Source organism: Delftia tsuruhatensis NBRC 16741 (assembly GCF_001571325.1).
GTDB classification, from domain to species: domain Bacteria; phylum Pseudomonadota; class Gammaproteobacteria; order Burkholderiales; family Burkholderiaceae_C; genus Comamonas; species Comamonas tsuruhatensis.
In genome coordinates this window covers 1-12,322 of the sequence record NZ_BCTO01000042.1, presented here as the reverse complement: position 1 = coordinate 12,322, position 12,322 = coordinate 1, and the positions used below count along the sequence as shown (strand labels likewise).

7 protein-coding genes are annotated in these 12,322 nt (G+C 65.7%); 3 read left to right on the top strand and 4 right to left on the bottom strand.

Annotated elements, in window-relative coordinates; translation table 11 throughout:
- The first annotated feature begins 189 nt into the window (after positions 1–189).
- Together DTS01S_RS20000 and DTS01S_RS19995 are read left to right on the top strand one after the other, a co-directional pair.
- Entirely contained in the window at positions 190–1,314 is a 1,125-nt protein-coding gene (locus tag DTS01S_RS20000; RefSeq protein ID WP_017404602.1) for an acyltransferase family protein, read from the top strand.
- 159 nt (positions 1,315–1,473) lie between these two features.
- Positions 1,474–2,334, top strand: a complete 861-nt coding sequence (locus DTS01S_RS19995) for a hypothetical protein (protein ID WP_017404603.1) — start codon at positions 1,474–1,476, stop codon at positions 2,332–2,334.
- 22 nt (positions 2,335–2,356) lie between these two features.
- On the opposite strand, the gene DTS01S_RS19990 is transcribed toward DTS01S_RS19995, so the two are convergent.
- Positions 2,357–3,322, bottom strand: coding sequence for a LysR family transcriptional regulator (locus tag DTS01S_RS19990; RefSeq protein WP_016452773.1), 966 nt, complete (start codon positions 3,320–3,322; stop codon positions 2,357–2,359).
- A 129-nt stretch (positions 3,323–3,451) separates the two neighbouring features.
- On the opposite strand from DTS01S_RS19990, the gene DTS01S_RS19985 reads away from it, so the two are divergent.
- Positions 3,452–4,630: an MFS transporter gene (locus DTS01S_RS19985; RefSeq protein WP_016450051.1), complete on the top strand. Its 1,179-nt coding sequence runs from the start codon at positions 3,452–3,454 to the stop codon at positions 4,628–4,630.
- Positions 4,631–4,633: 3 nt separating this feature from the next.
- On the opposite strand, the gene uvrA is transcribed toward DTS01S_RS19985, so the two are convergent.
- The 3 genes from uvrA to DTS01S_RS31085 form a co-directional block, all read right to left on the bottom strand.
- Positions 4,634–10,591 (bottom strand): excinuclease ABC subunit UvrA, encoded by a 5,958-nt coding sequence (gene uvrA / locus DTS01S_RS19980; protein ID WP_017404604.1) that lies wholly within the window; start codon positions 10,589–10,591, stop codon positions 4,634–4,636.
- A gap of 431 nt (positions 10,592–11,022) precedes the next feature.
- Positions 11,023–12,012, bottom strand: coding sequence for a porin (locus DTS01S_RS19975; RefSeq protein ID WP_016450048.1), 990 nt, complete (start codon positions 12,010–12,012; stop codon positions 11,023–11,025).
- A 66-nt stretch (positions 12,013–12,078) separates the two neighbouring features.
- The coding region (locus DTS01S_RS31085) for a hypothetical protein (RefSeq protein WP_218010588.1) at positions 12,079–12,322 on the bottom strand (244 nt) is incomplete at its 5' end.

Sequence of the window (12,322 nt, the reverse complement as noted above, 5' to 3'; positions counted from 1 at the left end):
GCATTGAACGATAGACCGCATCCACGCCCACCTTGCCGCCATAGAGCCGTCTTGGTTTAGGATGGCGCCAGTCCGCAAAGGTAGCCATCAACGGCCAGGCCGCATGGCAAAAAGATTCCGGCAGATTCACCCTCCATATCGCAACCGCATGTCAGGCAGGCATGCACTATCAGGTATCACCTTGGCTGCATGATCTATAAAAATATACAAATACTGCGATTCATTGCCGCCTTTCTCGTGGTTCTGCACCATACGCTTCCGCCCAATGTGCATCCGGCCCACTACGCGAACATCCCGGCCTGGATCACCGAGATTTCCGTCTACGGCTTCGCCGGTGTCGATATTTTCTTCGTCATCAGCGGCTTCATCATGGCCGAGACCACGCGCTCCATGCAGCCCGGAGCCAGCACGGCATCCGGCTTTGTCTTCCGGCGCTTCCTGAGAATCTACAGCGGTTACTGGCCAGCCTTCCTGCTGGTGCTTTTTCTCAGCATCTGGCTTGGTATTTTCAACGGGCCAGAAATCAGCCGCTGGAAGTCATTTCTGCTGCTGCCTCAGGAGTTCTATCTGCTCAATGTCTCATGGACGCTGACCTATGAGCTGTATTTCTATCTGCTGATTGGCGCCATGCTCTGCTTCACACGAAAGCAGGCCGTTCCCGTGTTCCTTGCTTTGCTGCTGGCATTCGTGGTCATTGTTGCCGTGCAATTCAATCTGGGGGTTTATCGGTCGGCAACGCCCAGGGAAAACAATTTTCTCTTGAATGTTTTTCTGACATCTCCGCTGATCATTGAATTCATTGCTGGCTTTCTGCTGAGCGAGTGGATTCATAGAAAACCCGGGCAGTCCATTGCAGCATGGTCCCTATTCACCGCCGTGGCACTGTGCGCCAGCATATGGATGCAGAAATATGGCGGCCTCATGGGCGTGGGCATGGCGGCGTTTCTCTACTATCCCGAACGGGTGATGCTGTTTGGTAGCGCCTCCCTGGGCCTGGTGGCACTGGCCGCGTTGCTGCCCTCGTCCGGCAGCCTGTTGAGCCGCTTCTTCTGCAAGCTGGGTGATGCCTCCTATGCGCTGTACCTGCTGCACATTCCCTTGCTGGTCATTCTTTACGGCCTGCTCTTTCCCAAGATCCCCGGCCTGCTGTGGATAGGTGGCGGAAAGCTCTCGCTGCTTGTCTATCTGGTGTCGGTCGTGATCTGCTCCTTGCTCTACTTCAAATTCATCGAGAATCCGCTGCATAAAATCTCGAGAAGAGCGTCCGGTGTGTGGCTGCGCAGTGCTGAATCCTCCAGGACATGCACTGTTTGAGATATTCCGCCATCTGGCTTCATCAAGCCGTCATCTCACCAATCCGCCAAAGCCCACTGGATCTTCCAAGAGATATTCCGCAACTGGCGGCTTTCGTTGAAAATCCATTCCCGGTGAAATCCTTCACAGACTTCGCCGTTCACCAATAGAGAGGGACTCATGTTCAAAAAAATACTGGCTGCGGCCACCTTGCTGGGCTGCGGCCTGGCGCACGCGTTCATGCCCAGCAACGGCACCTGGGTGGTGACGTCGGAACTCAATGGCAAACCGGGCCGCGGGCTGGCCATCGATGCACAGAACGGCACGCTGGTCATGCAGATGTATGCCTACGAACCCAGCGGCCAGCCCACCTTCTACATGACCTCGGGCGCGCTGACCAACAACCGCTTTGCCGCTCCGCTGATCCGCTACAAGGGCGGCCGCTTTCTGGGCAGCGGCCCGATGTCAGGCTCCGAAGACCGGAACATGGGCCAGGTCAGCATGCGCTTCACCAGCGGCGTGTCGGGTTTCATCACGCTGCCCGGCGAACAGGAAGTGGCGATTTCGCGTTTCAACTTCGGTTACCCCGCCGTGGCATCCAGCCTGAGGGGACTCTGGGCGCTGACTTCGTTCGGCAGCGAAGGCGTTGCTTCCGAAGTGGTGAATATGCAGCTGCAAACGCCTGCCACCGCGAATGGCAATGGCCTGATGGAAACGGCGGACAGGCTATTTGGTTGCGAACACCAGATCCGGGGCAATCTGGCGGGCGGCGTCCTGTGCGTCAAGGTCAACAACTACGGCCAATTGCTGCGCTCCTACTACTTCGTCTACAGCGTGAACGAGGGTGAAGGCAGCTCCCGCACCAATGGCACCCGCCCCGAACAGGTGCTGGTGGTCAAACGCCTGCTTGACCCGAAGGGCGTGGGTACAGGCATCGTCTACGCGGCCGACGCACCCCTGGACCCAGTGCCCACCGTGCTGCACGACATCATCGAGAACCTGTCCTTCAACGCCGCACCTCTGCCAGCCGAGCAGGAGTGACGCCCCCGCTGCCGGCCACCCCTCAGGGCAGCGCCGGCAGTTGCTCCGCATGCCGCAGGTCCACATGCGCCTGCAGGAAGTCGAGCACGGCGCGCGTGCGCGGGGGCAGGCGGTCGGGCTTGCCCAGGTAGACGGCGTGGATGGGCTCCAGGTCGCCCGTGTTGAATTCCTCCAGCACGGGCACCAGCCGGCCGGCGAGCACGTCGGCCCAGGCGTGGTACAGCGACAGGCGGGCCAGGCCCGTGCCGTGCAGCGCCAGCTCGCGCATCACATCGCCGTCGTTGACGCGCACCACCTCCCCGATATCGACGGCCACGCGCTGGCCGTCCACCAGAAACGGCCAGTGCGGTATGGCGCGCTGGTAGCTCCAGCCCAGGCGCACATGGTGGCCCAGCTCGTCTGGATGCAGGGGCCGACCCATGCGGGCCAGGTACTGCGGAGAGGCCAGGATGACCTGCCGCGTGTGGCCCAGCAGCCGCGCCACCATGTCCGAGGGCGGAAGCTGGCCCCAGCGCACGGCGATGTCGGTGCCGGCCTCGACCAGGTCCACGATCTGGTCCGTGAAGCTCAGTTCCAGGCTCAGCCCGGGATGGCGCTGAAGCAATTGCGGCACCAGGGGCACGAGCAGCATTTTTCCGGTCGATGAGCTGGTGTTGATGCGCACCAGGCCGCGCGGCTCGCTGCGCACGGCCACGCAGGCCTCCAGTTCCTCCAGGTCGGCCAGCACGCGCTTGCCGCGCTCGAACAGCTGGCAGCCTTCGGGCGTGAGATGCAGGCGGCGCGTGCTGCGCTGCAGCAGCTGCACGCCCAGCCGTGCCTCCAGCCGCGACATGCTCTTGCTGACGGCCGAGGGCGAGATGCCCAGGTGGCGTGCCGCGGCCGAGAGGCTGCCGCGCTCGGCGACCAGGATCAGCATTTCCAGCTCGGCAAAGCGGTTGGCATCGGCGCTGCCCGTGTCGGCGGCGGCGAGAGGAACAAGTGCGGGCATGGTGTCTCCGAGAAAAGGATCATCTATTCCACACAGGAACAGATCCGTTTCCATTATTCCATCTACACAAAGGTATGTTGCAGTGCGACATTACTGGACATCACACCAAGGATCACAAGGAATCCGTCCATGCCTCTTTCCCTACTCGCCCTGGCGGCCGGTGCCTTTGGCATCGGCACCACGGAATTCATCATCATGGGCCTGCTGACACAGGTCAGCCAGGATCTGCACATCAGCATTCCCACGGCGGGCTCGCTGATTTCGGGCTACGCCATCGGCGTGGCCGTGGGCGCGCCCGTGCTCACGCTGCTGACGCGCCAATGGCCGCGCAAGCGCCTGCTGCTGGCGCTGATGCTGATCTTCATCGCCGGCAACCTGGCCGCCGCGTTCGCGCCCAGCTATGAATGGCTGATGTCGGCGCGCGTGCTGACCTCGCTGACCCACGGCACCTTCTTCGGCGTGGGCGCCGTGGTGGCCACGGGCCTGGTGCCGGTGGACAAGAAGGCGTCGGCGATTGCGCTGATGTTCTCGGGCCTGACCCTGGCTACCCTGCTGGGCGTGCCTGCCGGTGCCTGGATCGGCCAGATGTTCGGCTGGCGCAGCGCCTTCCTGGCCGTGGCCGCGATCGGCGTGCTGGCCTTTGCCATCCTGGCCGCCTTCGTGCCGCGCGACCAGGGCCGCCCCGAGGTCACGCCGCTGGCACAGGAGCTGGCCGTGCTGGCCAACGGCCAGGTCTGGCTGGGCCTGGGCATCACGGCCTTCGGCTTTGCGGGCGTGTTCGCGCTCTACACCTATGTGGAGCCGCTGCTGACCCAGGTGACCCGCATGGGCGACAGCCTGGTGGCGCTGACCCTGCTGCTGTTCGGCGCGGGCCTGGCCGCAGGCAATCTGCTGGGCGGCAAGCTGGCCGACCGGGGCGTGATGCGCGCCCTGGTGTGGAGCATTGCGGCGCTGATGGTGGTGCTGGCGGCAGGCCGCTGGGCCTTCGGGAACCAGGCCGTGGCCATGGCCTATGTGATCGTGCTGGGCGTCGTGGCCTTCGCCACGGTGGCCCCCATGCAGATGCGCGTGCTGGACCAGGCCGGCCCCCAGGGCGCCAACCTGGTCTCCAGCCTGAACATTGCGTCCTTCAACCTGGGCAATGCCCTGGGTGCCTGGGTCGGCGGCCTGGCCCTGGCCGGTGGCCTGGGCCTGGTCAACCTGGGCTGGGCCGCCGCCGCGCTGACGGCCGTGGGCCTGGTGCTGGTCTTCTGGAGCAGCCGCCTGCCCGCAGGCTCCGCACGCAGCGCAGGCGTGGCCTGCGCCTGAGGCTCAACGGGCCAGCACGGGCTTGAGCGCCTTGCCCGTGTGCGTGCCCGCAGCCACCAGATCCTCGGGCGTGCCGGCCGCGATGATGCGGCCGCCGTCCTTTCCGCCTTCGGGGCCGAGGTCGATGATCCAGTCGGCCTCGGCGATCACGTCCAGGTCATGCTCGATGACGACCACGCTGTGGCCCGCATCGACCAGGCGATGCAGCACGCGGATGAGCTTGTCCACATCGGCCATGTGCAGGCCCACCGTGGGTTCGTCCAGCACATAGAGCGTGTGCGGCGCCTTGTTGCCGCGCCGGGTCACGTCGTCGCGCACCTTGGTCAGCTCGGTGACGAGCTTGATGCGTTGGGCTTCGCCGCCCGACAGCGTGGGCGAGGGCTGGCCCAGCGTGAGATAGCCCAGGCCCACGTCCTTGAGCAGTTGCAGCGGGTGGGCGATGCTGGGCATGCTGGCGAAGAACTCGACGGCCTCGTCCACCTCCATCTGCAGCACGTCGCCAATGCTCTTGCCGCGCCAGGAGACGGCCAGGGTCTCGGGGTTGAAGCGCGCGCCGTGGCAGACCTCGCAGGGCACCTTCACGTCGGGCAGGAAGCTCATCTCGATGGTGCGCATGCCCTGGCCCTCGCAGGCCGGGCAGCGGCCTTCGCCGGTGTTGAACGAGAAGCGGCCGGCCGCGTAGCCGCGCGCCTTGGCCTCCAGCGTTTCGGCATAGAGCTTGCGGATGGTGTCCCAGAAGCCGATGTAGGTGGCCGGGCAGCTGCGCGGGGTCTTGCCGATGGGGGTCTGGTCCACTTCCAGCACGCGGTCAATGCCTTCGAAGCCCTGCAGGCCCTTGCAGCCCGACAGCGCAGGCGCCTTGCCCGCGTCCATGGCATCGCGCCCGGCCTTGGTGGCGCGCTGGCCCACCCAGGCGGCCACATTGGCCAGCATCACGTCGCGCGCCAGCGTGGACTTGCCCGAGCCGCTGACGCCGGTGACGGCCACCAGGCGCTTGAGCGGCACGCGCGCATCCACGTTCTGCAGGTTGTGCAAATGGGCGCCGCGCACGGTCAGCCAGCCCAGCGCGTCGGAGGCGGGTTCGGCGTCGACAACGACAGGCGCGGCCTTCTTTTTGGATTTGGATACCTTGACAGGCGCGGGTTCCGGCACCGGTTCGGCCACGGCGGCAAGCTCGGCGGCCGCCTGCGGCGGCTGGCCCTCGCCCACCCAGCGGCGCGGCTGGAACGGGTGGCGCATGGCATGCAGCAGGTAGCGGCCCGTGATGGAGTCCTCGGCCGCCATGATGTCGGCCGCCGTGCCCTGGGCCACGAGGCGGCCGCCACGTATGCCGGCGCTGGGGCCGATGTCGATGATGTGGTCGGCGCGGCGGATGGTGTCCTCGTCATGCTCGACCACGACCAGGGTGTTGCCCTTGTCGCCCAGCTTGTGCAGGGCGTTGAGCAGGATCTGGTTGTCGCGCGCATGCAGGCCGATGGTGGGTTCGTCCAGCACATAGCACACGCCCTGCAGGTTGCTGCCCAGTTGTGCGGCCAGGCGGATGCGCTGGGCCTCGCCGCCCGACAGCGTGGGCGCGCCACGGTCCAGCGTCAGGTAGCCCAGGCCCACTTCCTCGAGGAATTCGAGGCGGCTCTGGATCTCGGGGATGAGGTCGCGGGCAATATCGGCCTCGCGGCCCGACATCGCCAGCGCCTGCACCCATTTGCGCACGTCGTTGACCGACAGCTGGGCGATCTCGGCAATGCCCACGCCATGGAAGCGCACGGCGCGCGCCGTGGCGTTCAGGCGTGTGCCCTGGCAGGTGGGGCAGGTCACTTCGGCCAGGTCCTCGATTTCCTGGCCTTCGAACTTGACCTCGCGGCCCCGGTTGTCCTCGACCAGCAGGGTGTCGTCATAGACCTTGCGCTGGTCCTTGGTGAGCTTGACGCCCGTGCCCACGCAGTCGGGGCACCAGCCGTGCTTGCTGTTGTAGGAGAACAGGCGCGGGTCCAGCTCGGCATAGCTGGTGGCACAGACCGGGCAGGCGCGCTGGGTGGAGAACACCTGCAGGCTGCCGATGCCGGCCGTGCTCCGGCCGCCGGCCATGGCATCGGCCAGGTTGTCCAGGCCGGACAGCACATGCAGCACGCCCTTGCCTGTTTCCAGCGCCTGCGCCAGGTGGCCGCGCAGCTCGCGCTCGCTGGCCGCCGTGACGGTGATGCTGGCCACGGGCAGCTCGATGGTGTGTTCCTTGAAGCGGTCGATGCGCGGGAATCCCGTGGTGGGCAGGAATTCGCCGTCCACGCGCAGATGGGTGTAGCCGCGTGGCCGAGCCCAGTCGGCCAGCTCGGTGTAGACCCCCTTGCGGTTGACCACCAGCGGCGCCAGCAGGCCGATGGTCTGGCCCCGGAACTGCGTGAGCAGCTGGGCCGCGATGCTTTCCTCCGTCTGCGGCTGCACCGCGGCGCCGTCGTGGATGCAGTGCTGCGTGCCCAGCTTGACGTACAGCAGGCGCAGGAAGTGCCAGACCTCGGTGGTCGTGCCCACGGTGGACTTGCGCCCGCCACGCGACAGGCGCTGCTCGATGGCCACGGTGGGCGGAATGCCGTAGACGGCATCCACCTCGGGCCGGCCCGCAGGCTGGACGATGGAGCGCGCATAGGCGTTGAGCGATTCCAGGTAGCGTCGCTGGCCTTCGTTGAACAGGATGTCGAAGGCCAGCGTGGACTTGCCCGAGCCCGAGACGCCCGTCACCACGTTGAACTTGCCGCGCGGGATCTCCACCGACAGCTGCTTGAGGTTGTGCTCCTTGGCGTTGACGATCTCGATGGCATTCCTGGCGGCCGCCCCCGACATGGCATGCGCCTTGCGCTGGCTCTTGTAGAGCATGGGGGCGACCTCGCGCACGGCCTCGCCGCCCACGCCCATGGCCAGGTCGTACTCGCGCAGGGCCTGGGCCGTGTGCGAGCCAGGCACCTGGCGCACCTCCTCGGGCGTGCCCTGGGCCACGATGGCGCCGCCGCCGTCGCCGCCTTCGGGACCGAGGTCGATCAGCCAGTCGCTGGCACGGATCACGTCCAGGTTGTGCTCGATGACGATCAGCGAATGGCCGGCCTCCAGCAGCTTGCGCAGCGCGCGCATGAGCTTGGCGATGTCGTCGAAGTGCAGGCCCGTGGTGGGCTCGTCGAACAGGAACAATGTGCCCTTCTTGGCCAGCGCCTGCTTCGACTTGGCCTGGGCCTTGGCGGCCTCCGCCAGGAAGCCCGCGAGCTTGAGGCGCTGGGCCTCGCCGCCCGACAGCGTGGGCACGGGCTGGCCCAGCTTCACGTATTCAAGGCCCACATCAACGATGGGCTGCAGGGCGCGGATGACCTCGCGGTCCTGGGCGAACAGCAGGGCCGCCTCGGCCACGGTGAGCTCCAGCACATCGGCCACGTTGAGCTTGCGCGGCTGCAACTCGCCGGCCGCGTGGCGCTCGATCGTGACTTCCAGGATCTCGGGGCGGTAGCGCGTGCCGTTGCAGTCGGGGCAGCGCAGGTAGACGTCGGAGAGGAACTGCATCTCCACATGCTCGAAGCCCGAGCCGCCGCAGGTGGGGCAGCGGCCGTCGCCGCTGTTGAAGCTGAACTTGGCGGCCGTGTAGCCGCGCTGGCGCGACAGCGGCGCAATGGCGAACAACTCGCGGATGGAGTCCCAGGCGCCCACGTAGCTGGCCGGGTTGGAGCGCGCCGTCTTGCCGATGGGCGACTGGTCCACGAACATCACGTCGCTCAGGTGGTCGGCGCCCAGCAGGCGCTCGAAGGCGCCGGCCGCATCCGTGGGCTTGCCGAAGTGGCGCATCAGCGCGGGCACCAGCACGTCCTGGATCAGCGTGGATTTGCCCGAGCCGCTGACGCCGGTGATGGTGACCAGGCGCTGCAGCGGAAAGTCCACGTCGATGCTGCGCAGGTTGTGCTCGCGCGCGCCTTCGAGGATGAGGCGTGGCGTGGACTCGGTCACCATGCGCTTGAGGCCGAAGCCCACCTGCTTGCGGCCGCCCAGGTAGGCGCCGGTCAGCGTGTCGGCATGTCGCAGGTCGTCGGGCGTGCCGTCGAACACGATCTGGCCGCCGCGCGCGCCGGGGCCGGGGCCCATGTCGATCATGCGGTCGGCCGCGAACATCACGGCCGGGTCATGCTCGACCACGACCAGGGTGTTGCCTGCATCGCGCAGGCGCTGCATGGCCTCGGTGATGCGTTCCATGTCGCGCGGGTGCAGGCCGATGCTGGGCTCGTCGAGCACGAACAGGGTGTTCACCAGCGAGGTGCCCAGGGCCGTGGTCAGGTTGATGCGCTGCACCTCGCCGCCCGACAGCGTGCGGCTCTGGCGGTCCAGCGTGAGGTAGCCGATGCCCACGTCGCACAGGTACTGCACGCGCGCCATGATTTCGGCGTGCAGCATCTTGAGGGCCTGGGCCTCGCCGTCATGCAATGGGGCGTCGACTGCCGGCGCCAGCTGCTGGAAGAAATCACGCAGCCGCACCAGGGGCAGCTGCATCAGGTCGTGCAGGCACAGGCCCGGCAGCGCTTCCAGCTGCTCGCGGCTCCAGGCCACGCCCTTCGGTATGAAGCGGCGGTAGCGGCCTTCGTCGCCGGGCGGCAGCACGGCATCGGCGGCCTGCTTGCCGCCCAGGCGCCACAGCAGGCTTTCGGTCTTCAGGCGCGCGCCGCCGCAGGTGGGGCATTCGGTATAGCTGCGGTACTTGGACAGCAGCACCCGGATGTGCATCTTGTAGGCCTTGCTCTCCAGGTATTCGAAGAAGCGCTTGATGCCGTACCAGGTCTGGGTCCACTTGCCATTCCAGTTGGGCGAGCCGTCCAGCACCCAGCTTTTCTGCGCGTCGGTGAGCTTGGCCCAGGCCGTGTCGCGCGGAATGCCTTCGGCCTCGGCGTGGCGCATCAGGTCGTCCTGGATCTCCTTCCAGGCCGGTGTCTGCACGGGCTTGATGGCGCCCGTGCGCAGGGTGAGCTTGTCGTTGGGGATGACCAGCCCCCAGTCCACGCCGATCACGCGGCCAAAGCCCCGGCAGGCCTCGCAGGCGCCCACGGCGGAGTTGAAGGAGAACAGCGAGGGAATCGGCTCCTGGTAGCTCAGGCCGCTTTCGGGGCAGTGCAGGCCCAGCGAGAACTTCCACAGCTGGGGTTCGGTGGGCTGGGCACCTGCGGCTTCCACGGCGGATTCAGGCAGCACATAGACCGTCATGTGGCCGCTGCCGCGTTTGAGCGCGACCTCGATGGCCTCGTAGGCGCGGGCCCGCTCCACATTGCCCAGGCGGAAGCGGTCGGCCACCACGTCCAGCATCTTGACCTTGAGCGGCGCCGCCGCCTTGGCCTTCTTGCCCTTGGCGTCTGCGGCAGGCTCCACGGCGCCGGCCTTCTCGGCCTCGCGCTCGGCCTGGACCTTGGTGAAGCCGCTGGCCGACAGCCATTGCTCCACCTCGGCAGCCGTGGTGTTGGCGGGCAGCTCGACGGGGAAAGTGATGGCGATGCGCGGATCACCGGCCTGCCGGCAACGCTCGGCCAGCTCCTCCAGCACGCTGTCGGGCGTGTCGTGGCGCACGGGCACGGCGGTGTCGCGGTCGAACAGCTGGGCTGCGCGCGCGAACAGCAGCTTCAGGTGGTCGTTGAGCTCGGTCATCGTGCCCACGGTGGAGCGCGAGTTGCGGACGGGATTGGTCTGGTCGATGGCGATGGCCGGCGGCACACCTTCCACACGGTCCACGGCCGGCTTGTCCATGCGGTCCAGGAACTGCCGCGCATAGGCCGAGAAGGTCTCGACATAGCGGCGCTGGCCTTCGGCATACAGGGTATCGAACACCAGACTGGACTTGCCCGAGCCGCTGGGCCCCGTGACCACGGTCAGCTCGCCGGTACGGATGTCGAGATCCAGGTTCTGGAGATTGTGCTGGCGTGCGCCGCGAATTCGAATCAGACCGTGCGTCATGGATGTTGTGTGGTCAGTGGGAGCCAAACATTCTAGGCAGTCCATGCGTCAGGCATCGGACGCTTCTCAATACCTGTATTTTCATACAGGTTAAACACAAAACGCCTCCTCAACAAATCCGCGCGACCATAAAAAAACCCCGGAACCAGTCCGGGGCTCGTGCCTCTTTCAAGGCCTTACTTGGCCATCTGCACGGAGGCAGGCATGGCCTGCCCGTCCGGCACGCCCTTCACCTGGGTGATGGCCAGCAGCGACACGACAACAAAGGCCAGGCAACCGGCCGCGATGATCCTCATGGGTATTTCCTTGATCAGGCTGTGAAAAGACGGGCCCAGACAAAAAGGCCCCGCACCTTTCGGTACGAGGCCTGATGGCAGGCAGGTGCTGATTGGAACAGACCTGCTTTGCTCGCGGCTTACGCCGCGCGGCGATCAGAATGCGTGGCGCACGCCGACGGCGAAGGACGAGAAGTCCGCGCCCTTCACGCCGGTCATGTAGTTGGCGCCGGCCTTGTTGTCCACCTTGGTGTAGTAGCCGTAGACCTTGGTGCGCTTGCTCAGGTTGTAGTTGTAGCCCAGGGTCCACTGGTTGGCGCCGGAGTCGGCAATGTTGCTCCACTTGTTGGCGTGGCCCAGGTTCACGTGGAACTCGGAAGCGCCCAGGGTGTACATGCCCGACAGACGGAAGTTGTTGCGCGTGCCGCGGATTTCTTCGTCGTTGCGCTGGTAGTAGCCGCCCAGCACGAACTGGCCGAGAGTGTAGGCAGCGCGGAAGGCCAGCTGCTTGTCTTCGTCGAACTGGCTGTAGCCGGCGCCCAGGGCCAGGGGGCCCACGTTGTAGTTGGCGGCCAGGTCGTAGCCGTTCTTCTTCTTGGCCAGGGCGGTGGCCTTCTCGTGCATGGAGACCGAGCCTTCCACCGTCAGGCCGCCGAAGTTGGGCGTGGTGTAGGAGATCTTGTTGGCGGTGCCCAGGCCGCTGGCGAACCAGACGGGATCGAAGTACAGCGCGTCGGAGGACGAACCCGTGTCATGGTTGTGCATGCTCACGTAGTCGGCCGTGGCGAAGTACGAGCCGGGGAAGAAGTTGCCCAGGCGCAGCATACCGAAGTTGCCCGACAGGTTCACTTCGCTCTGGCGGCCGAAGGTCAGCGCGCCGGTGGAGGAGGAGCCCATGCCGGTGTCGGAAGCGAAGCCGCTTTCCAGCACGAAGCCGGCCTTCAGGCCGCCGCCCAGATCTTCGACACCGCGCATGCCCCAACGCGAGGAGTTGTTCTCCATCTTGCTGACGCTTTCGTCACCGATCTTCTGGCGCTCGATCGTGGTGTTGATACGGCCATAGATCGTGACGCTGCTTTGCGCCATCACGGTGGTGGAACCCAGCACGGCCAGCACGGCCAGGGCAACGCGGTTCATCTTGATCATCTCGGCATCTCCTTGGGATTGTTGAGTGGGTATTCTTGAAATCTCAGGGCCGACTCCGGCTCTAGATCAGTGCCATTTGCGGCTGCTGCGAATTCTAGGTGCGGGCATGTCAAAAAATGTACGGCCGCCTCTGAAAATGCGCGATCTGATGCTTTGCTGCCACAGGCATGACATGGAAAACCAGTAGAAGCGCCATACGAAAAAAGCCCATGGCAAACCGCCATGGGCTTTCGTCAATGCAGCGCCACAAAACACAGTCGGATACTGCGCACACCGCATGCAACCGGCGCGGCCCAACTCAGAGACGCCG